This window comes from Nocardioides sp. AN3 (genome assembly GCF_054653495.1).
On record NZ_BAAIGC010000007.1, the window covers coordinates 74,792 to 99,832 of the forward strand.

Annotated in this window: 23 protein-coding genes and 1 riboswitch; of the genes, 18 read left to right on the forward strand and 5 right to left on the reverse strand. The window is 71.3% G+C overall.

What is annotated here, in order from left to right; genetic code table 11:
• Positions 1 to 9: 9 nt before the first annotated feature.
• On the reverse strand, positions 10 to 630 hold the full coding sequence (locus tag ACYQ1K_RS10440; RefSeq protein WP_459982906.1) for a TetR/AcrR family transcriptional regulator: 621 nt from the start codon (positions 628 to 630) through the stop codon (positions 10 to 12).
• 177 nt (positions 631 to 807) lie between these two features.
• Here ACYQ1K_RS10440 and ligA point away from each other — a divergent pair, with 177 nt between their 5' ends.
• From ligA to ACYQ1K_RS10495, 11 genes are all read left to right on the forward strand, one after another.
• Positions 808 to 2,928: an NAD-dependent DNA ligase LigA gene (ligA, locus tag ACYQ1K_RS10445; protein WP_459983024.1), complete on the forward strand. Its 2,121-nt coding sequence runs from the start codon at positions 808 to 810 to the stop codon at positions 2,926 to 2,928.
• A gap of 77 nt (positions 2,929 to 3,005) precedes the next feature.
• Entirely contained in the window at positions 3,006 to 3,434 is a 429-nt protein-coding gene (locus tag ACYQ1K_RS10450; RefSeq protein ID WP_459982908.1) for a CBS domain-containing protein, read from the forward strand.
• Positions 3,435 to 3,572: 138 nt separating this feature from the next.
• On the forward strand, positions 3,573 to 3,917 hold the full coding sequence (gene gatC, locus ACYQ1K_RS10455) for an Asp-tRNA(Asn)/Glu-tRNA(Gln) amidotransferase subunit GatC (protein ID WP_459982910.1): 345 nt from the start codon (positions 3,573 to 3,575) through the stop codon (positions 3,915 to 3,917).
• Positions 3,914 to 5,566, forward strand: coding sequence for an Asp-tRNA(Asn)/Glu-tRNA(Gln) amidotransferase subunit GatA (gene gatA / locus ACYQ1K_RS10460; RefSeq protein WP_459982912.1), 1,653 nt, complete (start codon positions 3,914 to 3,916; stop codon positions 5,564 to 5,566). Before gatC ends, gatA begins: the two co-directional genes overlap by 4 nt.
• The gene (gene gatB, locus ACYQ1K_RS10465; RefSeq protein ID WP_459982914.1) at positions 5,563 to 7,056 is read left to right on the forward strand and encodes an Asp-tRNA(Asn)/Glu-tRNA(Gln) amidotransferase subunit GatB; all 1,494 of its coding nucleotides are present in this window, start codon (positions 5,563 to 5,565) and stop codon (positions 7,054 to 7,056) included. Before gatA ends, gatB begins: the two co-directional genes overlap by 4 nt.
• A 1-nt stretch (position 7,057) precedes the next feature.
• Positions 7,058 to 7,831: an NYN domain-containing protein gene (locus ACYQ1K_RS10470; RefSeq protein ID WP_459982915.1), complete on the forward strand. Its 774-nt coding sequence runs from the start codon at positions 7,058 to 7,060 to the stop codon at positions 7,829 to 7,831.
• Positions 7,832 to 7,855: 24 nt separating this feature from the next.
• Positions 7,856 to 8,001, forward strand: a riboswitch (cobalamin riboswitch).
• 68 nt (positions 8,002 to 8,069) lie between these two features.
• Positions 8,070 to 9,149: a hypothetical protein gene (locus tag ACYQ1K_RS10475; RefSeq protein ID WP_459982916.1), complete on the forward strand. Its 1,080-nt coding sequence runs from the start codon at positions 8,070 to 8,072 to the stop codon at positions 9,147 to 9,149.
• A gap of 2 nt (positions 9,150 to 9,151) precedes the next feature.
• Positions 9,152 to 10,003, forward strand: a complete 852-nt coding sequence (locus ACYQ1K_RS10480; protein ID WP_459982917.1) for a hypothetical protein — start codon at positions 9,152 to 9,154, stop codon at positions 10,001 to 10,003.
• Between the two features lie 40 nt (positions 10,004 to 10,043).
• Positions 10,044 to 11,189: an energy-coupling factor transporter transmembrane component T family protein gene (locus ACYQ1K_RS10485; protein ID WP_459982918.1), complete on the forward strand. Its 1,146-nt coding sequence runs from the start codon at positions 10,044 to 10,046 to the stop codon at positions 11,187 to 11,189.
• Positions 11,186 to 13,006: an ABC transporter ATP-binding protein gene (locus tag ACYQ1K_RS10490; protein ID WP_459982919.1), complete on the forward strand. Its 1,821-nt coding sequence runs from the start codon at positions 11,186 to 11,188 to the stop codon at positions 13,004 to 13,006. Before ACYQ1K_RS10485 ends, ACYQ1K_RS10490 begins: the two co-directional genes overlap by 4 nt.
• A 5-nt stretch (positions 13,007 to 13,011) precedes the next feature.
• A complete protein-coding gene (locus ACYQ1K_RS10495; protein ID WP_459983025.1) occupies positions 13,012 to 13,827 on the forward strand; it encodes an ECF transporter S component in 816 nt (271 codons plus the stop codon).
• On the opposite strand, the gene ACYQ1K_RS10500 is transcribed toward ACYQ1K_RS10495, so the two are convergent.
• Together ACYQ1K_RS10500 and ACYQ1K_RS10505 are read right to left on the reverse strand one after the other, a co-directional pair.
• Entirely contained in the window at positions 13,800 to 14,039 is a 240-nt protein-coding gene (locus tag ACYQ1K_RS10500; RefSeq protein WP_459982920.1) for a hypothetical protein, read from the reverse strand. The genes ACYQ1K_RS10495 and ACYQ1K_RS10500 overlap by 28 nt on opposite strands.
• Positions 14,040 to 14,131: 92 nt before the next feature.
• Entirely contained in the window at positions 14,132 to 14,983 is an 852-nt protein-coding gene (locus tag ACYQ1K_RS10505) for an EamA family transporter (protein WP_459982921.1), read from the reverse strand.
• A gap of 56 nt (positions 14,984 to 15,039) precedes the next feature.
• On the opposite strand from ACYQ1K_RS10505, the gene ACYQ1K_RS10510 reads away from it, so the two are divergent.
• Positions 15,040 to 15,504, forward strand: coding sequence for an SRPBCC family protein (locus tag ACYQ1K_RS10510; RefSeq protein ID WP_459982922.1), 465 nt, complete (start codon positions 15,040 to 15,042; stop codon positions 15,502 to 15,504).
• A gap of 3 nt (positions 15,505 to 15,507) precedes the next feature.
• Here ACYQ1K_RS10510 and ACYQ1K_RS10515 read toward each other — a convergent pair whose 3' ends face one another.
• Both ACYQ1K_RS10515 and ACYQ1K_RS10520 read right to left on the reverse strand, forming a co-directional pair.
• Positions 15,508 to 18,093 carry a glycoside hydrolase family 65 protein gene (locus ACYQ1K_RS10515; protein ID WP_459982923.1) on the reverse strand — a complete coding sequence of 862 codons (2,586 nt, stop codon included), beginning with the start codon at positions 18,091 to 18,093 and terminating at the stop codon, positions 15,508 to 15,510.
• A complete protein-coding gene (locus ACYQ1K_RS10520; RefSeq protein ID WP_459982924.1) occupies positions 18,090 to 18,827 on the reverse strand; it encodes an HAD family hydrolase in 738 nt (245 codons plus the stop codon). The genes ACYQ1K_RS10515 and ACYQ1K_RS10520 overlap by 4 nt, the downstream gene beginning before the upstream one ends.
• A 55-nt stretch (positions 18,828 to 18,882) precedes the next feature.
• On the opposite strand from ACYQ1K_RS10520, the gene ACYQ1K_RS10525 reads away from it, so the two are divergent.
• The 6 genes from ACYQ1K_RS10525 to ACYQ1K_RS10550 all read left to right on the forward strand — a co-directional run bounded on the left by ACYQ1K_RS10525 (position 18,883) and on the right by ACYQ1K_RS10550 (position 24,902).
• Complete coding sequence (locus ACYQ1K_RS10525; protein WP_459982925.1) at positions 18,883 to 19,965, forward strand: WD40/YVTN/BNR-like repeat-containing protein; 1,083 nt, start codon at positions 18,883 to 18,885, stop codon at positions 19,963 to 19,965.
• A 34-nt stretch (positions 19,966 to 19,999) separates the two neighbouring features.
• Positions 20,000 to 21,847 (forward strand): dihydroxy-acid dehydratase, encoded by a 1,848-nt coding sequence (gene ilvD, locus ACYQ1K_RS10530; protein WP_459982926.1) that lies wholly within the window; start codon positions 20,000 to 20,002, stop codon positions 21,845 to 21,847.
• A gap of 73 nt (positions 21,848 to 21,920) precedes the next feature.
• Positions 21,921 to 22,973, forward strand: coding sequence for an FUSC family protein (locus ACYQ1K_RS10535; RefSeq protein WP_459982927.1), 1,053 nt, complete (start codon positions 21,921 to 21,923; stop codon positions 22,971 to 22,973).
• 10 nt (positions 22,974 to 22,983) lie between these two features.
• Positions 22,984 to 23,709 carry a GNAT family N-acetyltransferase gene (locus tag ACYQ1K_RS10540; protein ID WP_459982928.1) on the forward strand — a complete coding sequence of 242 codons (726 nt, stop codon included), beginning with the start codon at positions 22,984 to 22,986 and terminating at the stop codon, positions 23,707 to 23,709.
• A gap of 96 nt (positions 23,710 to 23,805) precedes the next feature.
• Positions 23,806 to 24,225: a VOC family protein gene (locus ACYQ1K_RS10545; protein ID WP_459982929.1), complete on the forward strand. Its 420-nt coding sequence runs from the start codon at positions 23,806 to 23,808 to the stop codon at positions 24,223 to 24,225.
• Positions 24,222 to 24,902 (forward strand): 4a-hydroxytetrahydrobiopterin dehydratase, encoded by a 681-nt coding sequence (locus ACYQ1K_RS10550; protein WP_459982930.1) that lies wholly within the window; start codon positions 24,222 to 24,224, stop codon positions 24,900 to 24,902. The genes ACYQ1K_RS10545 and ACYQ1K_RS10550 overlap by 4 nt, the downstream gene beginning before the upstream one ends.
• The last annotated feature ends 139 nt before the right edge of the window (positions 24,903 to 25,041 follow it).

Here is a 25,041-nt window from a genome sequence, read left to right on the forward strand (position 1 = left end):
GTCCTTCGTTCAGAGACGGTCGGTGCCGGCGACGGTCTCCTGACGGAGCGCCGCGGGGAGGATGATCTGGTCGATCACCCGCGTGATCAGGTCCTCGTCGGGCAGCTGCCCGAGCACGAAGACGCGGTGGAGGACGATGCCGGCGAGAGCCGGCTCGAGGATGTCGAGGTCGACGTCGTCCCGCAGCTCGCCGCGAGCCTGGGCGCGTGCCCAGATGGAGCGCGAGCCCTCGAGCTTCTCGGCGAGGAAGCGGGCCCGGAACTGCTCGGCGAACTCCGGGTCGCGGCCGATGGCGGTCATGACGCTGCTGAACACGGCGACCGCGTCCGGGTCGGTCAGCCCGCCCATGCCGCAGAACGTCGCCTGGAGGTCGCCCCTCAGGCTGCCGGTGTCGGGGAACTCGTGCGGACCTTTGCTGTGGGCCAGCGCGTCGATCACCAGGTTGGCCTTGCTCGACCAGCGTCGGTAGAGCGTGGCCTTCGAGGCCTTCGCCCGAGTGGCGACGGCATCCATCGTCAGCCGGTCGTAGCCGGCCTCGGCCAGGATCGCGAGGGCTGCCTCGAGGATCTCGAGCTCGCGGTCGCCCTCGACGCGGGGCCTGTTCTTCCCCAGTGCGCGGGCGAGGTTCATCGCCGTCCTCCTGACGTTCGCCTTCTCGAAACGAAACAGTTTCGTTTCACTTCCCGGTCAAGACGGTACGACGTCGTTTCATTCCCTGCAACCGAATTTTCTCCGCAGTGGTCTGGACCGCCTGACCCGCGCGGCGCTGTGGAGGGCGCGGCGAGAACGTCGGTGGCACCCGGCAAGATGGACTCCATGACGGAGTCAGTCGCCGAGCCCGCTGCCGAGATGGCCGCCGCGCCCTCCGACGCGCGCGAGCAGCACCGCCTGCTGTCGGAGGAGATCGAGCAGGCGCGTTGGCGCTACTACGTGCTCGACGACCCCACCCTGTCCGACGCCGACTTCGACCAGCGGATGCGGGCGCTCGAGGCGCTCGAGGCGTCCTATCCCGAGCTCCGCACGCCCGACAGCCCGACCCAGAAGGTCGGCGGGGCCGTGTCGACCGAGTTCACCGCGGTCGATCACCTGGAGCGGATGGAGAGTCTCGACAACGCCTTCTCCTTCGACGAGCTTGCCTCCTGGCACCAGCGGATCGCGCGAGACGGTGCCGGTGACGCGGCGCTGCTCTGCGAGCTCAAGGTCGACGGGCTGGCGATCAACCTGCTCTACGAGAAGGGTCGTCTTGTCCGGGCGCTGACGCGCGGCGACGGCCGGACCGGCGAGGACGTCACGCCCAACGTCAAGACGATCGCCTCGGTGCCCCACCGCCTGACAGGCACCAACGAGTTCCCGGTGCCGGAGCTCGTCGAGGTGCGCGGCGAGGTCTTCTTGTCCCCGGCCGCCTTCGAGCGCCTCAACGCCTCGCTGGTCGACGCCGGCAAGCCGATGTTCGCCAACCCGCGCAACTCGGCGGCCGGATCCCTCCGGCAGAAGGACCCGCGGGTCACCGCGACCCGCGAGCTGGGCATGGTCTGCCACGGCATCGGCGCGCGGCGCGGGTTCGAGCCCACCGCCCAGTCGGGGGCGTACGACGCCCTGCGGGCCTGGGGCCTCCCCACGAGCGAGCGGGTGCGAGTCGTGCCGACGCTCGCCGACGTCGAGGAGTTCATCTCCTACTACGGCGAGCATCGCCACGACGTGACCGAGCACGAGATCGACGGCGTCGTCATCAAGGTCGACGACGTGGCCCTCCAGCGGCGACTCGGCTCGACGTCACGGGCGCCACGGTGGGCGATCGCGTTCAAGTACCCGCCGGAGGAGGTCAACGCCAAGCTCCTCTCCATCGCGGTCAACGTCGGCCGCACCGGACGGGTGACACCCTTCGGCGTCATGGAGCCGACCCGGGTGGCCGGCTCGACCGTCGAGCGGGCCACCCTCCACAACGCCCACGAGGTCAAGCGCAAGGACGTGCGTCCCGGCGACACGGTGATCCTGCGCAAGGCGGGGGACGTCATCCCCGAGATCGTCGGTCCGGTCCTCCCGCTTCGCCCCGAAGGGCTCGCCGAGTGGGTCATGCCGACCGAGTGCCCCTCGTGCGGCACGACGCTGGCCCAGCAGAAGGAGGGCGACAAGGACCTGCGCTGCCCGAACCACCGGGCGTGTCCGGCCCAGGTGCTCGAGCGGGTGTCCCACGTGGCGAGCAGGGGTGCGTTCGACATCGAGGGGCTCGGCTCGGAGGCCGCCTCCGCGCTGCTGGAGGCAGGCGCCCTGGAGAACGAGGGCGAGGTGTTCGACCTCGACGCCGAGCGCCTTGCTCGCGCACCGCTGTTCACGCGTGCTCCCAAGAAGGGGGAGGAGGGGCCACAGCTGACCGCGAACGCGGAGAAGCTGCTCGCCAACCTCGCAGAGCGCAAGCAGGTGCCGTTGTGGCGCGTGCTGGTCGCCCTGTCGATCCGGCACGTCGGGCCCACCGCGGCGCGGGCCCTCGCGACGGAGTTCGGGTCGCTGGAACGGATCCGCTCCGCCTCGCGGGAGGAGCTCGCGGCAGCCGAGGGCGTCGGGCCCACGATCGCCGACGCGGTCATCGAGTGGTTCGGGGTCGACTGGCACCGCGACATCGTCGACAGATGGGCGGCTGCCGGCGTGACCATGGCCGACGAGCGCGACGAGTCCGTGCCGCGCACGCTCGAGGGGCTGACGATCGTCGTCACGGGCTCGCTGACCGGCTTCTCGCGCGACTCCGCGAAGGAGGCGATCATCAGCCGCGGCGGCAAGGCCGCCGGGTCTGTGTCGAAGAAGACCGACTTCGTCGTCGTCGGGGAGAACGCGGGCTCCAAGGCCGACAAGGCCGAGGAGCTGGGCGTGCCGGTCCTCGACGAGGGGGGCTTCGTCACCCTCCTGGAGGGCGGCCCCAGCGCCGTGGGGTGAGCGATTCCCCGAAGACGGTTACCGGGGCTCCACGCGAAGGCCGGTGAGAAGAGCCGGTCGGAAGGGAGTGATCGACCATGGTCACCGCTCGGGACATCATGACGCGTGGCGCCGCTTGCGCAGCGGCAACCGAGACCCTCGTCGACGTGGCGCGACGGATGCGCATGCTCGACATCGGGGCGATGCCCGTCTGCGGCGAGGACGGCCGCCTGCAGGGCATGATCACCGACCGCGACATCGTGGTGAAGTGCGTCGCAGCGGGCGAGAGTCCCGCCGACCATCGCGCCGGGGACCTCGCGCAAGGGCACGCGATCACCGTCGACGCCGACGACAGCGTCGAGGAGGCGCTGCGGACGATGATGAACGCCGACGTCCGCCGGCTGCCCGTCCTCGACAGGCACAGCCTGGTGGGCATGGTGACGCTCGCCGACCTGGCGATGAGCCTGCCCGACGACGACGTGAGCGAGCTGGTCGGCTCGGTCTCGTCGGCCGCGCCGAACAACTGACCCCCACCCGCGGGGCCCGCCAGCGTGACGGGTCCCGCCTCCCCGGCGCCGCGTCGCGTCGGCTGGCCGCCGAGGGGAGTCCAGCGCCCGGGAGACCGCGCGTGAGCGCGCCCCGCGCCGACACCTAGACTGACGCCCATGCCTGAGACCCCTGGATCGAGCAGCCCGCGCGGCGCGAGCGGGCACATCGAGATCAGCCGTGACGAGGTCGCCCACCTGGCCGACCTCGCCCGGATCGACCTCGACGACGCGGAGCTCGACCACCTCGCCCCGCAGCTCAACGTGATCCTCGAGGCGGTCGCCTCCATCCAGGGCGTCGCCGGAGACGACGTCGTGCCCACGTCGCACCCGCTGCCGCTGACCAACGTCTTCCGTGATGACGTCATTCGGCCGTGCCTGACGCCTGAGCAGGCACTGGCCGGCGCGCCGGAGGTCGAGGAGCAGCGCTTCTCGGTGCCGCGGATCCTGGGGGACGAGCAGTGAGCGACCTCCTCCACCGGACCGCAGCCGAGCTGGCCGACGCCCTCGCCGCCCGCGAGGTCACCAGCGTCGAGCTGACCCAGGCTCATCTGGACCGCATCGCCGCCGTCGACACCGGCAACGACGGTGTGCACGCCTTCCTCCATGTCGACGCCGAGGGCGCGCTCGCCCAGGCCAAGGCCTCCGACGAGCGCCGTGCCGCCGGTGCGCCCCTCCACGCGCTCGACGGCGTGCCGATCGCGGTCAAGGACGTGCTCACCACGACCGGCCTGCCCACGACGTGTGGCTCGAAGATCCTCGACGGCTGGATCCCGCCGTACGACGCCACCGTCGTCGCCCGGCTCAAGGCGGCCGGCCTGCCGATCCTGGGCAAGACCAACATGGACGAGTTCGCGATGGGCTCCTCCACGGAGCACTCGGCATACGGCCCGACCCGCAACCCGTGGGACCTCGACCGGATCCCGGGTGGCTCGGGCGGTGGCTCGGCGGCCGCGGTGGCCGCGTTCGAGGCGCCGCTGGCGCTCGGCACCGACACTGGCGGCTCGATCCGCCAGCCGGGCGCTGTCACGGGCACGGTCGGCGTGAAGCCGACGTACGGCTCTGTCTCCCGCTACGGCCTCGTCGCTCTGGCCAACAGCCTCGACCAGGTCGGTCCCGTGGCTCGCACGGTGCTCGACAGCGCGCTGCTGCACGAGCTGATCGGCGGCCACGACCCGCTCGACTCGACGTCCGCGACGCTGCCTGAGTCAGGTGGCAAGGTGACCGGCCTCGTCGAGGCGGCCCGTCAGGGCGCCGCAGGCGACCTGGCCGGCCTCAAGGTCGGCGTCATCAAGGAGCTCTCCGGCGACGGCTGGCAGCCCGGCGTGATGCAGCGCTTCGCCGAGGCCGTGGACCTGCTCACCAAGCTGGGCGCCGAGGTCGTCGAAGTGTCGACGCCGAGCTTCGTGCACGCGCTGGCGGCCTACTACCTGATCCTGCCGGCTGAGGCCTCGAGCAACCTCGCCAAGTTCGACGCGATGCGCTACGGCCTGCGCGTCACTCCTCCCGGAGACCCGAGCGCCGAGGACGTCATGAAGGCGACCCGCGACGCCGGCTTCGGCGACGAGGTCAAGCGCCGGATCATCCTGGGCACCTACGCGCTCTCGTCGGGCTACTACGACGCCTACTACGGGCAGGCGCAGAAGATCCGCACGCTCATCATCGAGGACTTCAACCGCGCGTACGCCGACGTCGACGTGCTCGTCAGCCCCACCGCGCCGACGACCGCCTTCAAGCTCGGCGAGAAGCTCGACGACCCGATCGCGATGTACCTCAACGACCTCGCGACCATCCCCGCCAACCTGGCCGGCGTCCCGGGCATCTCGGTGCCCGCCGGCCTGGCCCCGGAGGACGGCCTGCCGGTCGGCTTCCAGATCCTCGCGCCCGTGCTCGAGGACGCGCGGCTCTACCAAGTCGGAGCCGCCCTCGAGTCCGCGCTCATCCAGCAGTGGGGTGCCCCGCTGACGCCAACGGGTCTCGATATGCCGGGTCTCGATACGCCCTCGCCTAGCGGCTCGGGCTACTCGACCAACGAGAGGTCTAGCGGCTCGGGCTACTCGACCAACGAGAGGTCTAGCGGCTCGGGCTACTCGACCAACGAGGAGAAGCAGTGACCGACACGCTCATTGGGTTCGACGAGGTCCTCGAGGACTTCGACCCGGCGCTGGGCCTCGAGGTCCACGTCGAGCTCAACACGGCGACGAAGATGTTCTGCGGCTGCCCGACGGAGTTCGGCGCCGAGCCGAACAGCCAGGTCTGCCCCACGTGCCTCGGGCTGCCCGGTGCGATGCCGGTGGTCAACCGCAAGGCCGTCGAGTCCGCCATCCGCATCGGCCTCGCGCTCAACTGCTCGATCGCCGAGTGGTGTCGCTTCGCCCGGAAGAACTACTTCTACCCGGACATGCCGAAGAACTTCCAGACCTCGCAGTACGACGAGCCGATCGCGTTCGACGGCTACATGGACGTGGAGGTCGAGGGGGAGACGTTCCGCATCGGCATCGAGCGGGCGCACATGGAGGAGGACACCGGCAAGACCACCCACATCGGTGGAGCGACCGGCCGCATCCACGGCGCCGACCACTCGCTCGTCGACTACAACCGAGCCGGCATCCCCCTCATCGAGATCGTCACCAAGCCGATCACCGGCACCGGCGCCAAGGCGCCTCTGGTCGCTCGTGCCTACGTCGCCGCGCTGCGCGAGCTGATCCTCGCGCTCGGGGTCTCGGACGCCCGGATGGAGCAGGGCTCGATGCGCTGCGACGTGAACCTGTCGCTGGCGCCGAAGGGCTCCGAGGTGCTCGGCACCCGCACCGAGACGAAGAACGTCAACTCGCTGCGCTCGGTCGAGCGGGCGGTCCGCTTCGAGATGAGCCGCCACGCCGGCGTACTCCTCGATGGCCGGAAGGTGCTGCAAGAGACCCGCCACTTCCACGAGGACACCGGCACGACGTCGCCCGGCCGCGAGAAGTCGGATGCGGAGGACTACCGCTACTTCCCCGAGCCCGACCTGGTGCCGATCGCACCGTCGCGCGAGTGGGTCGAGGAGCTGCGCGGCACGCTGCCCGAGCCGCCGGCCGAGCGCCGGGCCCGGCTGCAGACCGAGTGGGGCTTCTCCGACCTGGAGATGCGCGACGCGGCCGCGGCCGGAGCGCTCGCGCTCATCGAGGAGACCGTCGCCGCCGGAGCGGCGCCACAGGCCGCCCGCAAGTGGTGGCTCTCCGAGCTCGCCCGCCGTGCCAACGACGTGGGCGTCGAGCTGACCGACGTCGGGGTGACGCCGGCGCAGGTCGCCGAGGTGCAGAAGCTCGTCGAGGCCGGCACGGTCAACGACAAGCTGGCGCGCCAGGTCTTCGAGGGCCTGTACGCCGGCGAGGGCTCGCCCGCCGAAATCGTCGCCGCCCGCGGGCTCGCCGTGGTCTCCGACGACGGCGCCCTGTCGGCCGCGGTCGACAACGCCATCGCCGCCAACCCCGATGTCGCGGACAAGATCCGGGACGGCAAGGTCGCCGCAGCAGGTGCGCTCATCGGTGCGGTCATGAAGGAGATGCGTGGCCAGGCCGACGCCGGCCGGGTGCGCGAGCTGATCCTCGAGAAGCTCTCCTGACGTGGCGGAGCCGTTCAGGATCGCGTTGCTCATCGACGCGGACAACGCGGATGCCTCGAAGATCGACTCGATCCTCAACGACCTCGCCGAGTACGGCGAGTGCAACATCCGCCGTGCGTACGGCAACTGGACCAAGCCCAACCTGAAGCGGTGGGTGGAGGAGCTGCACGGGGCCGCGATCCGTCCGATGCAGCAGTTCGACCTGACCACCCACAAGAACGCCTCCGACATGGCGCTGGCCATCGACGCGGTCGAGCTGCTCCACGCGGCCTCACCGGACGCCTTCGCGATCATGTCGAGCGACTCCGACTTCACCCCGCTCGTCCACTACCTGCGAGAGAAGGGCCGCGCCGTCTACGGCTACGGCCGCGCGAACACGCCGGCGCCGTTCCAGAGCGCCTGCACCCGGTTCACCGTGGTCGACCGGCTCGGTGAGGACGAGTCCGAGGTGGACGCCGACGAGAACCGGAGCGCCGACGCCGAACCGACCTCCGACGGGCGCGCCAGGGTCCCCAGCGGCGACCTCAAGGGCAACTCCGGCCTCGTCCGGCTGCTGCGCAGCGCCATCCGCGGAGCCGCCGAGGAGGACGGGTGGGCGGCGGTGTCGAAGGTCGGCCAGAAGATCCGCAACCAGTCCTCGCTCGACTGGCGCAACTACGGCTACGCGACGCTGACGAAGCTGCTGGCCGCGACGGAGCTCTTCGAGCTGCGCGACGAGGGCACGCCGGCCGTGTCCGTCCGCGATCCCCGCGATCCCCGCGAGGCCAAGGGCTGAGAGGGCGGGTTGGGTCTGGGACTGACTGCGGGGTTAGGCTTCGGCCGCTACATCTCCACATTCATCACGCCCGCGCGTGGGGGAAGCCGGTGAGAGTCCGGCACTGACCCGCAACCGTGTGCCCCTGCCCAGGGGCGAGTCGGACCACCCGCCGCGACGCGTCCTGACAACCACGCTGTCGCGGACAACAGCGGGTGTGCTCGCGAGGCCCTCCCGCTGGTGCAGCGGGAAGGAAACCATGCGACTCCTCCTCCGATCAGCCGCCGCCCTCACCGGTGGACTGCTCATGATCCCGGCTCTCTCCTCGCCTTCGATGGCGGCGACGCCCTCCGCGCAGGCCGGCTCCTGGCTTGCTCGACAGATCTCGACCGGCGTCGTGCACAACAGCCAGTACGACTTCGACGACTACGGGCTCACGGCCGACACGGCTGTCGCGCTCAAGGCCATCGGTGGTCACAAGAAGGCGCTCACGAAGACGCGGCGGACGCTCGCCGCGCACGTGAACAGCTGGACGACGGGCGTCGACTACGGCGCCAGCAGCGACGTGTTCGCGGGGTCCGTCGCCAAGGCGGCGGTCACGGCCAAGACGCTGGGCGGCAACCCTCGTTCGTTCGGGGGCGTCAACCTGATCAAGCGTCTGAACGCTCGGGTCATCACGTCCGGCCCGGCCAAGGGGCGGATCCATGACGCGGGTTCGGCAGACTACGCCAACACCGTCGGGCAGGCGCTCGCGGCACGGGCACTCTCCGACGCCGGCTCGCCGCGAGCGCGCATCGTCGTGCGGTTCCTGCTCGCCCAGCAGTGCTCGGCGGGCTACTTCCGGCTCACCTTCTCGGCCGCCTCGTCCTCGTCGCAGAAGTGCGTCCCCGGAGACGTCGTCGGCAGTGCGCCCGACCCCGACACCACCTCGCTGGCCCTGCTGAGCCTGCACAGCATCAAGCACCCCTCGGCCGGGGTCCGGGCCTCGATCGCGAAGGCCACGCGTTGGCTCAAGCGTCACCAGCGCCACGACGGGTCCTTCATCGGTGGCCCGACGACGGCCACCCCCAACGCGAACAGCACCGGGCTTGCCGGCTGGGCTCTCGGTGAGGTCGGCGCCTGCAAGCAGGCCCGCAAGGCGGCCTCCTGGGTCAAGCGCCTGCAGGTGACGAGCAAGAACGCCACGGACAAGCTCGCGCACGAGCACGGCGCGATCGCGTACGACGCCACCGCCCTCGCCGCCGCTCGAGCCGCCGGGATCACCACCACGTCCCAGGACCAGTGGCGTCGCGCCACGGCGCAGGCCGGCCCGGCGCTGCGCTTCCTCCGCGGCTGCTGACGATGGCCCCGCTGAGCACGATGGCCAAGCTGGTCGCCGCGGTGATGATCACCGCGGCGGCCACGCTGGCATTGCCCTCCGCACCGGCTCAGGCAGCGTCGTGCTCGGCGGAGCAGGTCAGCGTCGTCGTCGACTACGGCGCGCTCGGTGGCGGCACGGCGGCCGGGTGCGGCACCGGATCGACCGCCGACAAGGCGTTCACCAGCGCCGGCGTCTCCCTCGGTCGGCTGACCGGACAGCCGGGGGTCGTCTGCAAGGTCAACGGCAAGCCGTCGCAGGGCAGCTGCTTCACGACGACGTCCTATTGGGGCTTCTTCGTCGACAACGGCAAGGGCTGGGTCTACGCCTCACAGGGCGTCTACTCGCAGGCCGTCGGCGCCGGCGACTCCGTCGCGCTCGCCTGGCAGTGCAGCGGCACGCCGCGCAAGCCCGGTCAGACCGGCTCATGCTCGACCCCGACGCGATCGGCCTCGACCGCGCCGAAGCCGAAGCCGAGCAACACCCGCACGCCACGGCCCTCGAAGGCGCCAGCCACCCGCGCGACCAGCAGCGTCGCACCGAAGGGCCCCACGACCCCGAGCGCGAGTGCGACGACGACCGCGCCGTCGGCCAGCCCATCGCGCAAGCCCGGGCCGAAGTCGTCGCCGTCACCCGCATCGAGCTCGGCCATCGCGGTCGCGACGACGAGCGCCGACCCGACCCCGAGCGCATCGATGAGCCCGACGACGGAGGCGGCCATCACGCCGGCGTCGAGCGAGAGCAGTGGTGGCATGCCCGGTTGGGTCCCGCCCGTGCTCATCGCGGTGCTGGCGGCCGCGGCCGGTGGGATCGCCTGGGCCAGACGGGCGCGATGAGCCGGCGATGACTCTGCGATGACCCTGTGATGACCGCCCGATGACGAGGATCGCCCGCGATCTGCACCCGGTCGCTTGGTGGCTGTGGGCGATCGGGCTGGCGGCGTACGCCTCCCAGACCACCAACCCCTGGCTGCTGCTGATGCTGATCGGCGCCGCAGCGGTGGTGGTCAGCGCCAGGCGCTCCGACCAGCCGTGGGCCGGCTCGTTCCGGATCTACCTCATCGCCGGGGCGGTCATCGTCGCCATCCGCGTGGTCTTCCGGATCCTGCTGGGTGGGGCGGTCGGCGGCACCGTGATCGTGCACCTCCCGCAGATCCCGCTGCCGGGTTGGGTCCTCGGCATCACGCTCCTGGGGCCGGTGACGCGGGAGTCGGTCCTCGCTGGCCTCTACGACGGGCTCCGGCTCGCGACGATCGTCATCTGCGTCGGCGCGGCCAACTCCCTCGCCAACCCCAAGCGGCTCCTGCGCAGCATGCCGGCCGCGCTCTACGAGGTGGGCACCGCCGTCGTCGTCGCCGTCAGCGTCCTGCCGCAGCTGGCCGAGAGTGTCCAGCGGGTCCGCCGTGCTCAGCGCCTGCGCGCCGAGGTCGGTGAGCGGTCGCGCGGCGTGCGCCGTCTGCGCCGCTTCGTCGTCCCCGTGCTCGAGGACGCCCTGGAGCGCTCGCTCACCCTCGCTGCGGGCATGGACACGCGCGGCTACGGCCGCGCGGGTGACGCCACCGCGGCACAGCGCCGTCTCACGGGCTCCCTCATGATCATCGGCCTCATCGGGGTGTGCATCGGCGCGTACGCCCTCCTCGACCAGACCTTCCTCGGCGGCTCGTGGGGGCCGGTCAGCCGGGGCGCCGTGGTGCTGGCCGTGGGCGTGGGGGTCTGCGTCGCCGGCATGGCGTCCGCGGGACGGCGCGTGGGGCGCACGACCTACCGGCCCGACCCGTGGCGCTGGCCGGAGACCGCAGTCGCGCTGACCGGCATCGTCGTCGGCGGCGTGGGCTCGTGGGTCGCCCAGCACCAGTACGCCATCACCAACCCCGACCTCGGCGCCTCTCCGCAGGTCAGCGTCGCCGCGCTCGTCGGCGTGCTCGTCGCCCTGGCGCCTGCTGTGTTGGCTCCGACGCCCCGGCTCCCGGTCGACCGTACGCCGGCCCGCCCGTCAGCTCGCGAGGTCGAGGTGGCCGCATGAACCCGCCCCTGCTGGAGCTGCGTGGCATCACGGTGACCCTTCCCGAGCGGGCGCAGCCGGTCCTGGCGGGCGTGGACCTGGCCGTGGACGACGGCGAGCTCCTCGTGATCTCCGGACCGACCGGATCGGGCAAGTCGACGCTGCTCGGCGTCGTGGCGGGGCTGGTGCCGCGCTTCAGCGGCGGTGCCCTCTCGGGTGACGTCCTGCTCGACGGCACCTCCATCGTTCGGACGCCGCCGCGCGAGCGCGCGGCCTCCATCGGGTACGTCGGCCAGGACCCCGCCGCCGGCTTCGTCACCGACACCGTCGAGGAGGAGCTGGCCTACGGGATGGAGCAGCTCGGCCTGCCGCCGGCCACCATGCGCCGCCGCGTCGAGGAGACCCTCGACCTGCTCGGCATCGCCGACCTGCGCGACCGCGACCTGCGCACGCTGTCCGGCGGACAGCAGCAGAGGGTCGCGATCGGCTCAGTGCTCACGATGCATCCCCGGCTCCTCGTGCTCGACGAGCCCACCAGCGCGCTGGACCCCACCGCCGCCGAGGACGTGCTCGCCACGCTCACCCGGCTCGTCCACGACCTCGGCGTCAGCGTGCTGCTGGCCGAGCACCGGCTCGAGCGGGTCGTGCCGTTCGCCGACCGGATCGCGCTGCTGGTCGGCGATGGGTCCGTCGAGGTGGGGGAGCCGGCGGAGGTGCTCGCCGACTCGCCCGTCGTACCTCCCCTCGTCGAGCTCGGCCGCGCCGCCGGGTGGTCGCCGCTGCCGCTCACCGTCCGCGAGGCCCGTCGCCGGGCTCGGGGGTTGGGCCTGCAGCGGTCGGGTCTCGATACGCCTTCGCCTGGCGGCTCCGGCTACTCGACCAGCGGAACATCCGATGGTCGAGTAGCGAGCGCCAGCGATCCCGGAGGTCGAGTAGCGAGCGCCAGCGAGCGTCCAATCCTCGCCGGTCGAGTAGAGAGCGCCAGCGAGCGTATCGAGACCCGTGTCGAGAAGCTCGTCGTCCAGCGCGGCGAGCGGGCGGTGCTGGCCGGTGTGTCGCTGAGCCTGGCTCCGGGCACCGTCACCGCGCTGATGGGCCGCAACGGAGCCGGCAAGTCGACGTTGCTCTGGGCCCTCCAGGGGGGCCAGCGACGCTCAGGCGGCATGGTGACGGTCGGCGGGACGGACCCGGCCCGGATTGCCGACGCTGATCGACGCGCCATGGTCGGGATGCTGCCGCAGACGGCGGCCGACCTGCTCTACCTCGAGTCCGTCGACGACGAGTGCCGTGCTGGCGGACCTCGGACGAGGGCGATCCTCGACCGTCTCGTGCCCGGCATCCCGGGCGACCGCCACCCGCGCGACCTCTCCGAGGGGCAGCGGCTGGGCCTCGCACTGAGCCTCGTCCTGGCCGCCGATCCGCCGGTGCTGTTGCTGGACGAGCCGACGCGGGGACTGGACTACGCCGCGAAGCGCCATCTCGCCCACCTCCTGCGAGACCAGGCCGCAGCCGGCAGGACCGTCCTGGTCGCCACCCACGACGTGGAGTTCACCGCGCAGGTCGCCGACGACGTCGTCGTCCTGGCGGAGGGTGAGGTCGTCTCAGCGGGGCCGGTGCGCCGCGTCGTCGCTGAGTCGCCGTCGTTCGCCCCTCAGGTCACGAAGGTGCTCGGCCCGCCGTGGCTGCGGGTCGACGAGGTCGTCGCTGCCCTGTCCGCCGCGGACGGGGCCGCGGATGGCGCCGCCGATGGAGCCGCTCGTGCGTCCTCCACCGGGCCGTCTGCCGCGTCCTCCGCTGCTGCGTCCTCCACTGCCTCGGGGAGGAGGTCACCCTCGTGATCCGGATGACCGCCCGGTCGGGGCTGATCCTCGGCGTGGCGAGCGTGGTCGGGCTGATCACCCTCGTGTGGCCGCTGCTGCTCCACGACCCGCGCAGCACGCAGGTCCAGCCGCCGTTCGTCTTCCTGGCGCTGCTGCCGGTGGTCGTCGCGGTGGTGCTCGCCGAGCTCGCCGAGGGCGGCCTCGACCCGCGGGTCCTTGCGATCCTCGGGGTGCTGACCGCCATCGATGCGGTCCTGCGGGGCGTCTCGGCGGGGACCGGCGGTGTCGAGCTGGTCTTCTTCCTCATCATCCTGGCCGGACGGGTCTACGGTCCGGCGTTCGGCTTCGTGCTCGGCTGCACCAGCCTCTTCGTCAGCGCGCTGGTCACCGCGGGGGTCGGTCCCTGGCTGCCCTACCAGATGCTCTGCTCCGCCTGGATCGGCCTGGGCGCGGGGCTGCTGCCGCCGGCGCGGGGCAGGGCGGAGCTGGCGCTGCTGGCGGCGTACGGCGTCGTCGTCTCCTACCTCTACGGGCTGCTGCTCAACCTGCAGGGCTGGCCCATGCTCGCGGGCGTCGCGATCCCGGGCCACCACGAGCAGCTGGCCTTCGACCCGGCGGCGAGCCTGGGGGAGAACCTGGTCGTGTTCGTGAAGTACACCCTCATCACGTCCACCACGAGCTATGACACCGTGCGGGCGATCACGACGGCCGTCGCGATCCTGCTGCTCGGTGGCGCCGTCCTCACGCCGCTGCGCCGCGCCGCGCGTCGGGCGAGCGTGACGGCGAGTGTCGAGACAGCCAGCCCGTCAGGTCACGAGCTCCCCGCGGACCGAGGCTGAGGAAGGGGCAGGTCGGTGCGGCGCTGGACCGCGGCCTCCAGGTAGGCGTCGGCGTCCTCGCGCTCGGCGCGCCGTTGGGCGAGCGAAGTGAGGGCGACCATGGCGTTGCGTCGAGCTCGCGTCTGCGACGAGGTCGACCAGTGACGCGCAGCCGCAGCGAGCGGCATCGGCGTCCGCGGAAGCAGAACCATGGAGAACCGGGACAACGTCATGAGCGGCTCCGAGGTGGGGAGGAAGAACCTGTGTCTAACTTAGGCGCCTCGAGCACATCTGTCGTCACCGGAAGATGACCTTTGTGTGAATCTCAGTCCAGGACCGGCACGGGCTGACGTGCCGAACGGGTCATCCCGATGCTCGCGACCACGACGCAGAGCAGCGCGAGCCACTGCACGGCGCTGAGTGTCTCACCCACCACCAGCCACCCGGCGAGCGCTGCCGCGGCGGGCTCCAGACTCATGAGCACCCCGAAGACCGACGGCGGCAACGAGCGCAGCGCGACGAGCTCGCACGAATACGGGATGACCGAGGAGAGGACACCGACCGCTGCGCCGATCACCCAGATGTGGCCGGAGCCCAGGTCGTCGCTGTGCAGCCCGATCGCCAGCGGGCTCAGCATCAGCAGGGCCACCCCGCTGGCGACGGCGAGCCCCTCGAGGCCCTCCCAGTGCCGACCGGTCTGCGCGCTGAGCAGGATGTACGCCGCCCAGGCGGCACCCGCCAGCAGCGCGAACCCGACCCCGGCGACGGTCAGGTCGGTCCGCTGGAAGCCCAGGAGGAGCACGCCGAGCGCAGCCAGCCCGATCCAGACCAGGTCGCGAGCGCGGTGGGACCCGAAGACGGCCAGCGCCAACGGTCCGACGAACTCGATCGTGACGGCGATGCCGAGGGGGATCCGAGCGAAGGCCTGGTAGATCGCCCAGTTCATGGTCGCCAAGGAGAGCCCGAATCCGACGACGACCGCCCAGTCGTGGCTGGTCCGCCCCCGCAGCGACGGGCGGACCACCGCCAGGAGCACGACCGCGCTGGTGAAGAGCCGGAGCCAGACGATCGTCGTGGGGGAGACCTCGTCGAACAGTGTCTTGGCGAGCCCGGCGCCGAACTGGACCGATGCGATGCCGATGAGGACCAGCAGGACGGGAAAGCGGCTCGTGGACATCGCTCGCAGCCTAGAAGGTCCACGCCTCCGGGTCGCAGTCGTGACAGAGTGCGGCCATGGGATCGCCGTTCGCCATCACCCGCTCGCTCGTGATCGACGCCCCGCAGGAGCGCCTCCACGAGCTCATCGACGACTTCCACCAGTGGCGTGCCTGGTCGCCGTGGGAGGACCTCGACCCGGACCTGCAGCGCACCTATGAGGGTCCGGAGTCGGGCGTCGGAGCGCGCTACCTCTGGAAGGGCAACCGCCGCGCCGGCTCGGGATCGATGGAGATCACGGGTGTCGCCCCGGACCGGGTCGACGTACGCCTGGTCTTCACCGCGCCCTGGCAGGCGGACAACAAGGTTTCGCTGGTGTTCACGCCGGCCCAGGAGCGCGGCACGGACGTCACCTGGACCATGACCGGCGAGCACGTCGGCGGCGTGCGCGGCCTCGTCATGCGGCTGATGCCGCTGGACAAGATGGTCGGCCGCGACTTCGAGAAGGGACTCGCCCGCCTCAAGGCCGTGGCCGAGAAGTAGCCGCTAGAGCTGATCGGGCTGGTAGACGGGGATCTGGATCTCCTCCGTCGTCGGCCCGAGGCTTGGCTCGGGCACGGCGGCGGTGATCGTGGACCCGTCGGGGCGGGTGCCGCCGAGCACCGGCGCGTCGTCCATGTGGCCGGGAGCCCGCGGCCCGTGGTGGGCGAGCTCGACGACCAGGGGGGCGTCGGTCCCGACGACGTACGTCGTCCCACGGACGGCCAGCGTGACGGGCCCGGGCCCCTCCTCGATCGTGATCGCGATCCGCTCCTCGGTCAGACCCACGACGAGGCGCGCGCCGCGCCAGCGGACCCGGAAGGTCAGGGACGACCAGCTCTCCGGCAGCCTCGGGTCGAAGGACAGGCATCCGCCGTCGGCCAGCGTGCCGTGGTCGCGCATCCCGCCGAACCCGAAGACGAGCGCCGACCAGACGCCTCCGGTGGAGGCGACGTGCATTCCGTCGACGGTGTTCCCGTGGAGGTTCATGAGGTCGACGTAGAGCGCGTCGTGGAAGTAGCGCAGCGCAGCCTCGTGGTAGCCGACCTCGGCGGCGACGATCGACTGGACCACCGCCGACAGGGTGGAGTCACCGGTGGTGATGGGGTCGTAGTACTCGAAGTCCGCCCGCTTCTCCTCGAGGCTGAACCGGTCGCCCTGGAGGAAGAGGGCGAGAACCACGTCGGCCTGCTTGAGCACCTGGAAGCGGTAGATCACCAGCGGGTGGTAGTGCAGCATCAGCGGCCGCAGCTCCGGCGGGGTGTTGGGCAGGTCCCACACCTCGCGCTCGAGGAAGAAGTCGTCCTGCGGGTGGATGCCGAGCCCCTCGTCGAAGGGGATGTGCATGCCCTTGCCGCAGCGGGCCCACTCCTCGACCTCGCCGTCCTCCAACCGCAGCCTCGCCCGGATCTGCTCGAACTCGTGCGGGTGCTCGCGCCGGATCAGCTCGACCGCGGCCACGGCCTGCTCGAGGTTGTAGCGGGCCATCACGTTGGTGAAGAGGTTGTTGTTGACGACCGTCGTGTACTCGTCGGGCCCGGTGACGCCGTGGATGTGGAACGACGGGACGCCGTTGTGCCGCCAGAAGCCGAGGTCGGCCCACATCCGGGCGGTCTCGACGAGAATGTCGATGCCCTCGCGGATGAGGAACCCGTGGTCGTCGACCGCCTGGACGTACTTGCTCAGCGCGTAGGCGATGTCGGCGTCGATGTGGACCTGCGCGGAGCCGGCCGCGTAGTAGGCGGACGCCTCCTCGCCGTTGATGGTGCGCCAGGGGAACATCGCGCCGCTCCCGGCCAGCTCCTTGGCGCGCTCGCGGGCGGCTGGCAGCATCACCGAGCGGAAGTGCAGGACGTTGCGGGCGAGCGCCGGCTGGGTGAAGGTCAGGAACGGGACGACGTAGACCTCGGTGTCCCAGAAGTAGTGGCCCTCGTAGCCCGACCCGGTGACGCCCTTCGCCGGCACGCCGAGGCCGTCCGCGCGCGCGGACGCCTGCGCCAGGCTGAACAGGTTGAACCGGATCGCCTGCTGCAGGGCTCCGGTGGCCATGGTCCCGCCGTCCGTGGCGCCGACCTCGACGTCGCACGCCGCCCAGAAGGCGTCGAACCACTCGCGCTGCTCCTCGTGCAGGCGCGTGACGCCCATGCGGTGGGCGCGGTCGAGCGTGCGGTCGCACCGGTCGGAGAGCTCGCGGACAGGTACGCCGCGGGAGGTGTGGTAGGTGACGAGCTTCTCGATCCTCAGCGGAGCGCCCTCGGTGGCATCGACCCGGAAGACCATCTTGGCGCGGTCGTCGTCGGCCCCCACGACGGTCTCGTAGGCGTCGGTGGTGCTGATCCGGTGGTCGGCCGCGACCGCCAGCGTCATCCCGGAGCGGTTGGCCTGGTAGCCGAGCATCATCCGGTCCTCGGTCGCATAGCTCATCCGCGGCAGGAGCACGCGCTCGTCGAACGCGGCCGCCTTCCGCGGGTCGATGCCGACGCCGAGCGTCCCCGGGACGTTGTGCTGGGGCTGCTGGTACTCGTCCTTGCCGTCCTGGCGGTTGAGCAGCTGCGACGAGATCACGACCGGGGCATCGCCGCTGAGCATCGTCACCTCGAGGCTCAGCAGTGCGAGGTGGCGCTGCGTCATCGAGACCATGCGGGTCGAGGAGATCCGCACCCGCTTGCCGGACGGCGTACGCCAGACGAGGCTGCGGCGCAGCATCCCGTCACGGAAGTCGATGCTGCGCTCATACTCCTCGAGGTCGGCCGTGCCGAAGGTCAGCGGCTCGTCGTCGACGTAGATCTTCATGACCTTGGCGTCGGGGACGTTGACGATGGTCTGGCCGGTGCGCGCGAAGCCGAACGCGTTCTCGGCGTGCCGGATCGGCCAGGTCTCGTGGAAGCCGTTGACGAATGTCCCGTGGACGTAGGTCGGCCTGCCCTCCTCGGGGTTGCCGCGCATGCCGAGATAGCCGTTGCCGACGGCGAAGAGCGTCTCGGTCAGGCCCAGGTCATCGGGGTTGTAGCCCGTCTCGACGAGCCGCCAGGGGTCGACCGGGAACCGGCCGTGGTCCATCGGGTCCGGCCCGACTCCGGTGACGTTCATCATGGCTGGCCTCCTGGGACGAGATGGCGGAGATCGGAGACGACGACATCGGCGCCCGCGTTGGTCAGCGCCGTCGGTCCGGCGCCCCGGTCGACGCCGACGACCAGGCCGAAGCGTCCGGCCGCGCCGGCCGCCACACCCGAGAGGGCATCCTCGAGCACGACGGCGTCGGAGGCCGGCGCGCCGAGGACCTCGGCGGCGTGGAGAAAGGTGTCGGGGGCCGGCTTGCCGGCCAGGCCCAGCTCGTCGGCGACCTTGCCGTCGACGACGGTTGCGAACCGATCGAGCAGGCCTGCCGCCTGCAGCACGTGGCGGGCGTTGGCCGAGGAGGAGACGACGGCCAGCGGTACGCCGACCTCCCGCAGATGGTCGAGCAGTGCGACCGAGCCCGGGTAGGCCTCGACGCCGTCACGATCGAGCACGTGGTTGAACGCGTCGTTCTTCCGGTTGCCCAGGCCGCGCACGGTCAGCGCCGTGCCCGGGTCCTGCGACGTTCCCTCGGGCAGCGTGATGCCCCGCGACGCGAGGAAGTCCCGCACGCCGTCGTAGCGCGGCTTCCCGTCGACGTAGGAGAAGTAGTCGTCGTCGGTGTAGGGCGCCTCGCCGGGCTGGTGCTCGGTCAGGTAGCCGTTGAACAGCTCCGACCACGCGGCCATGTGCACGACCGCGGTCGGCGTGATCACGCCGTCGAGGTCGAAGAGCACGGCGGCGTACCGCTTCCAGTCCACGGACTCCATGACCGTCAGCGTATTGGTCTGGCGCACCGGTGGGGCAAGGGAGCATGGTGAACCCATGGCGACGAAGCTGCTGGTCGGGACACGCAAGGGCCTGTGGATCGGGACGTCGGACGACGCCCGCGAGGAGTGGAGCTTCACCGGGCCGCACCATGACATGGAGGAGATCTACTCCGCGATGATCGAGCCCGGCACCGGCCGGATCCTGGCCGGTGCCTCCTCGCTCTGGCTCGGCGCCCTGGTGCGGGCCAGCGACGACGGTGGGAAGACCTGGACCGAGACGTCGGTGAAGTTCCCCGAGGACGTCGACGCGAGCGTCGCCCGCGTCTGGCAGCTGGCGCCGGGCACGCCGTCCGGATCCGGCGGCACGGGCACGATCTGGGCCGGCACCGAGCCGGGGGCGATCTTCCGCTCGACCGACGGGGGCCGGTCCTTCGAGCTGGTGCGGGGGCTGTGGGACCACCCGCACCGGACCGAGTGGAACGCGGGCTTCGGCGGGCAGGCCTTCCACACGATCCTGCCGCACCCGACCGACCCGCTGTCGGTGACGGCGGCGATCTCGACCGGCGGCGTCTACCAGACCCGCGACGGCGGGGAGACCTGGGAGCCGCGCAACGACGGCATCCGGGCGATCTTCCTGCCCGAGGGCATGCAGTTCCCGGAGTTCGGACAGTGCGTGCACAAGATCGCGCGGCACCCCTCGCGCCCGGAGCGGCTCTACCTGCAGAACCACGGCGGCGTCTACCGCTCCGACGACGAGGCGGCGACGTGGAAGTCGATCGCCGACGGGCTCCCGACCGACTTCGGCTTCGCGATGGTCGTGCACCCGCACGAGCCCGACACGATCTACACCTTCCCGATCGGCGCCGGCGAGAGCCGCTACCCACCCGAGGCGAAGGCACGGGTGTGGCGCTCGAAGGACGCCGGCGAGACCTGGGAGGCCCTCGACAAGGGTCTGCCCGAGGGCTGGTACGTCGGAGTGATGCGTGACGCGATGTGCGTCGACGACCAGGCGCCCGCCGGGGTCTACGTCGGTGCGCGCAACGGCGCGGTCTGGGCGTCGAACGACGCGGGAGAGTCGTGGAGGCGCATCATCGGCGAGCTGCCCGACGTCCTGGTGGTCCGCGCGGCGAGCGTCTGAGTCACCGGCTCGGGGCGGGGCTTAGGCTTGACCCATGCCCACCCTGCGCTCAGCGACCTCAACGTCGGGCCGCAACATGGCCGGTGCGCGCGCCCTGTGGCGTGCCACCGGCATGACCGACTCCGACTTCGGCAAGCCGATCATCGCGATCGCGAACTCGTTCACCGAGTTCGTGCCAGGCCACGTGCACCTGCGTGACCTCGGCAAGATCGTCGCCGAGCAGGTCGTCGCCGCGGGTGGCGTCGCCAAGGAGTTCAACACCATCGCCGTCGACGACGGCATCGCGATGGGGCACGGCGGCATGCTCTACTCGCTGCCGAGCCGTGAGCTGATCGCGGACGCGGTGGAGTACATGGTCAACGCGCACTGCGCGGACGCCCTCGTCTGCATCTCCAACTGCGACAAGATCACGCCCGGCATGCTGATGGCCGCCCTGCGGCTCAACATCCCGGTCGTCTTCGTCTCCGGCGGCCCCATGGAGGCCGGCAAGACGGTTGCGATCGAGGGCATCGTGCACGAGAAGCTCGACCTGGTCGACGCGATGGCGCTCTCGGCCAACGACGCGGTCAGCGACGAGCTGCTCGACACCATCGAGCGCTCCGCGTGTCCGACCTGCGGGTCGTGCTCGGGCATGTTCACCGCCAACTCGATGAACTGCCTCACCGAGGCGATCGGCCTCTCCCTCCCCGGGAACGGGTCCACGCTGGCCACGCACGCGAAGCGTCGTGCGCTCTTCGAGGAGGCCGGGCGCCTGGTCGTCGACCTCGCCAAGCGCTACTACGACGGCGACGACGACTCCGTGCTGCCGCGCAGCATCGCCACCCGCAGCGCGTTCGAGAACGCCGTCGCCCTCGACGTCGCGATGGGCGGCTCGACCAACACCGTCCTCCACCTGCTCGCCGCCGCACGTGAGGCCGAGCTCGACTTCCACGTCGCCGACATCGACGCCATCTCCCGCCGGGTCCCGTGCCTGTCGAAGGTCGCGCCGAACAGCCCGAAGTACCACATGGAGGACGTCCACCGCGCCGGCGGCATCCCCGCCCTGCTAGGCGAGTTGCGTCGCGGCGGTGCCCTCAACACCGACGTCCACACCGTCCACTCGGCCTCGGTGGAGGAGTGGCTGGGCACCTGGGACATTCGCGGGGAGAACCCGAGCGCGGAGGCCCTCGAGCTGTTCCACGCCGCCCCGGGGGGCGTGCGCACCACCGAGGCGTTCTCCACCGAGAACCGCTGGAGCACCCTCGACACCGACGCCGCCGAGGGCTGCATCCGCGACATCGAGCACGCGTACTCGGCTGACGGGGGCCTGGCGATCCTGCACGGCAACCTCGCCGAGGACGGCTGCGTGGTCAAGACCGCCGGCGTGCCCGAGGAGATCTGGACCTTCACCGGCACCGCGATCGTCTTCGAGTCCCAGGACGACGCCGTCGCGGGCATCCTGTCCAAGAAGGTCGAGGCGGGCCACGTGGTGGTCATCCGCTACGAGGGGCCCAAGGGCGGTCCGGGCATGCAGGAGATGCTCTACCCGACGTCGTTCCTCAAGGGCCGCGGGCTCGGCCAGAAGTGCGCCCTCATCACCGACGGCCGCTTCTCCGGCGGCACGTCCGGCCTGTCCATCGGCCACGTCTCCCCGGAGGCGGCCGGCGGTGGGCTGATCGCGCTCGTCGAGGACGGCGACCAGATCTCGATCGACATCCCGAACCGGACCATCTCGCTCGACGTCGACGCCGACGTCCTCGACCAGCGCCGGATCGCCCAGGAGAAGCGGGACAAGCCCTACACGCCGCTCGACCGCGACCGGGTCGTCTCGGCGGCACTGCGGGCCTACGCGTCCATGGCGACCTCCGCCTCCGACGGCGCCTACCGACGCGTGCCGGAGTGACCTGAGCCCACCCGCGGCGAATCCGGGTGAGCCTCGTCGGCTTCCGTCGCCGCCGTTTGGGACACTGGGAGGCGTGGGACTGCTCGGGCGACTGCTGATCCTCGGTCCTCACGCGGGTGCCCACCGGATCGCCTTCCGCGCGTCGGTCTCGGTCTTCGTGCCGCTGCTGGTGCTGTGGGCCACGGGCCATCTCGAGTGGTCGATCTACGCGGCTTTCGGCGCGTTCACGTCGCTCTACGGGCGCGAGCGCGTCGACCGCGCTCGCCTGACGCTCCAGATCGAGGCCGCTGTCACGCAGGTCGCCGTGATCACGCTCGGCGTCCTGGTCGGGATGAACGAGGATCGAGCGTGGCTGGCGATCCCGGTCGCGGCGGCGGTGGCGGTCGGTGCGTCGTACGAGTCCGCGCGCCGCGGCTGGCATCCACCCGGCTCGCTCTTCCAGGTCTTCGGCTTCGCGGCGGTCGCGTCAGCGCCGGCCACCACCGCGAACCTCGCGCCGGCGGTCCTGGTCTCGGCAGCCGCCGCGCTGTTCTCCATCCTCGTCGGCTCGGTCGGGGCGGCCGTGCGGCGCGTCCGCCTGGTGCCGTCCCTGAGCCCGTCGCTGGCGGCGAACCCGCCCATCGGTGGCGCGGTCGAGGGCGTGTGGCGCTACGCCCTGCAGTCCGGCGCCGGCGTCCTGCTCGCCGGCGTGGTCGCGACCTCGAGCGGCATCGGCCGGCCCTACTGGGCGATGGTCTCTGCAGTTGTCCCGCTCGTCGCTCGCGACCTCTCGGCCCAGCTCACCCGGGGCCTGCACCGCGTCGTCGGGACCGGGCTGGGGCTCCTCCTCGCCTGGGCACTGCTCGAGCTGAACATCGACGGGCTCGTCCTCGTGGTCGCCGTCGCGCTGCTGCAGGCCGCGGCCGAGCTGCTCGTCGGCCGCAACTACGCCCTCGCCTTGGTGTTCGTGACGCCCCTCGCGCTGATGATGGTCCACCTCGTCGCCCCCGTGCCGACCAGTGAGCTGCTGACCGACCGGGGTGTGGAGACGGTGATCGGGGTCGTGGTCGGCATCGCGGTCGGGTTCCTCAGCCGCCCGCGCCTGGGCGAGGTCGTCCGCGCCCGGCTCTCGCAGGCTGATCGCTAGGGTCGGCCGCGTGCCCGAGACCATGCCCGAGACCAACGAGTTCGGCCAGCCGGTCGGCGATGTCGTTCCCGCGTGGGAGCCTCGAGCCCGCCCCGAACCGGTCACTCTCACGGGGCGCTATGTCCGCGTCGTGCCGCTCAGCTCCGCGCACTACGCCGAGCTCTTCAAGACGCTCTGCCGTCCCGAGGACGGCGACCTCTGGACCTATCGGCCCGTCGACCGCCCGACGACGCTGGCCGAGCTGTGGATGCACCTCGCCGCCGTCCTCGAGGCGCCTGGCGACGTGACGTTCGCGCTGGTCCCCACCGAGGGGGAGTACGCCGGCCTGCCCGCCGGCCTCGCGTCGTACCTCCGGGTCGAGCCGCGCACCGGTCAGGTCGAGGTCGGCGGGGTGCTGTTCGCGAAGGCGCTCCAGCGCACCCGCGCGGCGACCGAGGCGATCCACCTGCTGATGCGGCACGCCTTCGAGGAGCTGGGCTACCGCCGCTTCGAGTGGAAGTGCGACAGCCTCAACGAGCCGTCGCGTCGGGCCGCGACGCGGCTCGGGTTCGTCTACGAGGGGCGGTTCCGGCACCACATGATCACGAAGGGCCGCAACCGCGACACCGACTGGTTCTCAGTCACCGACGCCGACTGGCCCGTGGTCCGCGCCGCCCACGAGCGGTGGCTCGACCCGGCCAACTTCGACGCCGATGGCCGTCAGGTGACGGCGTTGAGCGCGCTGACTCGCCCCTGATTGCTCTCGGCTGCCCTTGGCTGCCCGTGACTGCCCTGGGCTGGCCTGGATCTCGCCGCTTGACGCGCTGTCGGAGGTCGGTGCGAAGGTGGTGGCATGGACCAGCGGATCAGCTTCGTGACCCTCGCGGTGCGAGACGTCGCCGGCAGCCGGACGTTCTACGTCGAGGGCCTCGGCTGGTCCGAGGAGCTCTTCGTGCCGGGCGAGGTCCTCATGATCCGGGTCGGGGAGCACGTGGTGCTCAGCCTCTGGGACCGCGCCCACTTCGAGGCCGAGGTCGGCCCGATCAACGAGGGCGACGGCGGTGTCCCGCCGGTGACCCTCGCCCACAACGTCGGCACGCCGGCTGAGGTCGATGCCGTGCTCGCCACGGCGCGCGGCATCGGGGCAGACCCGGTCCATGACGGACAGAAGCGCGACTGGGGTGGCTACACCGGTTACTTCGCGGATCCGGACGGATACCGCTGGGAGGTCGCCCACAACCCCGGGCCCATCGGAGAGCTGGTGCTGCCATGACCGACGATCGCTCCGCCTCGGACAAGCAGGTTCTCGGCGGTGAAGGCGTCGCCGCGGCTCTGCTCGATGACTGGAGGCTCCTCTTCGGTGCCCTCCACGCCCGCTTCCGCACCGGCAGCTTCAGGACCGGGATGGCCCTTGTCGATCGGATCGCCAAGGAGGCCGAGAAGGCCGACCACCATCCGGACATCGACCTGCGCTACGGGTTCGTCCACGTCCGGCTCACCAGTCACGACGCCGGCGGCGTCACCGAGCGCGACGTCCGCCTCGCGCGCATCATCAGCGAGCTCGCCGACGGGCTCGGCGCACCTGCGCAGGTGGGGGCGCTCCAGGTCGTCGAGGTCGGCCTGGACACCGCCGACGCTGCGCAGATCAGGCCGTTCTGGGCGGCGGTCCTGGGGCTGTCCGACGTCGGCGACGAGCTCGTCGACCCCGACGGCCGACTCCCCACGCTGTGGTTCCAGGAGACCGACCCGCACGAGCCGCCGCGGCAGCGGTTCCACTTCGACGTCCGGGTGCCGCCCGAGCTGGCCGAGCAGCGGGTGCGGTCGGCGATCGAGGCTGGCGGCACGCTGGTCAGCGACGGTCGGGCGCCGCGGTTCTGGGTGCTGGCCGACGCCCAGGGCAACAAGGCCTGCATCACCACGTGGCTCGGCCGTGACGGTGACCATGAGTAGGCGCGCTGAGCGGGGCGGCGCAGGAGGCCGGATGATGGGACGTGCGTCTCAGATGGCGAGACCTGGAGGGGGCCGGGATGACGGATCCGAGGTCTGCGAGTAGCGTGACCGCCATGCGCCTGGACATTCTCGTACGCAC

Bases quoted from the DNA above. Each gene is read 5' to 3' on its own strand.
- ligA (WP_459983024.1), top strand. From the start codon at position 808: ATGGACTCCATGACGGAGTCAGTCGCCGAGCCCGCTGCCGAGATGGCC.
- ACYQ1K_RS10520 (WP_459982924.1), bottom strand. From the start codon at position 18,827: ATGGAGTCCGTGGACTGGAAGCGGTACGCCGCCGTGCTCTTCGACCTC.
- ACYQ1K_RS10500 (WP_459982920.1), bottom strand. From the start codon at position 14,039: ATGACGTTGTCCCGGTTCTCCATGGTTCTGCTTCCGCGGACGCCGATG.
- ACYQ1K_RS10485 (WP_459982918.1), top strand. From the start codon at position 10,044: ATGACGAGGATCGCCCGCGATCTGCACCCGGTCGCTTGGTGGCTGTGG.
- ACYQ1K_RS10515 (WP_459982923.1), bottom strand. From the start codon at position 18,093: ATGATGAACGTCACCGGAGTCGGGCCGGACCCGATGGACCACGGCCGG.
- ACYQ1K_RS10525 (WP_459982925.1), top strand. From the start codon at position 18,883: ATGGCGACGAAGCTGCTGGTCGGGACACGCAAGGGCCTGTGGATCGGG.
- gatC (WP_459982910.1), top strand. From the start codon at position 3,573: ATGCCTGAGACCCCTGGATCGAGCAGCCCGCGCGGCGCGAGCGGGCAC.
- ilvD (WP_459982926.1), top strand. From the start codon at position 20,000: ATGCCCACCCTGCGCTCAGCGACCTCAACGTCGGGCCGCAACATGGCC.
- ACYQ1K_RS10550 (WP_459982930.1), top strand. From the start codon at position 24,222: ATGACCGACGATCGCTCCGCCTCGGACAAGCAGGTTCTCGGCGGTGAA.
- ACYQ1K_RS10450 (WP_459982908.1), top strand. From the start codon at position 3,006: ATGGTCACCGCTCGGGACATCATGACGCGTGGCGCCGCTTGCGCAGCG.
- ACYQ1K_RS10545 (WP_459982929.1), top strand. From the start codon at position 23,806: ATGGACCAGCGGATCAGCTTCGTGACCCTCGCGGTGCGAGACGTCGCC.
- ACYQ1K_RS10475 (WP_459982916.1), top strand. From the start codon at position 8,070: ATGCGACTCCTCCTCCGATCAGCCGCCGCCCTCACCGGTGGACTGCTC.
- ACYQ1K_RS10505 (WP_459982921.1), bottom strand. From the start codon at position 14,983: ATGTCCACGAGCCGCTTTCCCGTCCTGCTGGTCCTCATCGGCATCGCA.
- ACYQ1K_RS10490 (WP_459982919.1), top strand. From the start codon at position 11,186: ATGAACCCGCCCCTGCTGGAGCTGCGTGGCATCACGGTGACCCTTCCC.
- ACYQ1K_RS10440 (WP_459982906.1), bottom strand. From the start codon at position 630: ATGAACCTCGCCCGCGCACTGGGGAAGAACAGGCCCCGCGTCGAGGGC.
- ACYQ1K_RS10495 (WP_459983025.1), top strand. From the start codon at position 13,012: ATGACCGCCCGGTCGGGGCTGATCCTCGGCGTGGCGAGCGTGGTCGGG.
- ACYQ1K_RS10480 (WP_459982917.1), top strand. From the start codon at position 9,152: ATGGCCCCGCTGAGCACGATGGCCAAGCTGGTCGCCGCGGTGATGATC.
- ACYQ1K_RS10510 (WP_459982922.1), top strand. From the start codon at position 15,040: ATGGGATCGCCGTTCGCCATCACCCGCTCGCTCGTGATCGACGCCCCG.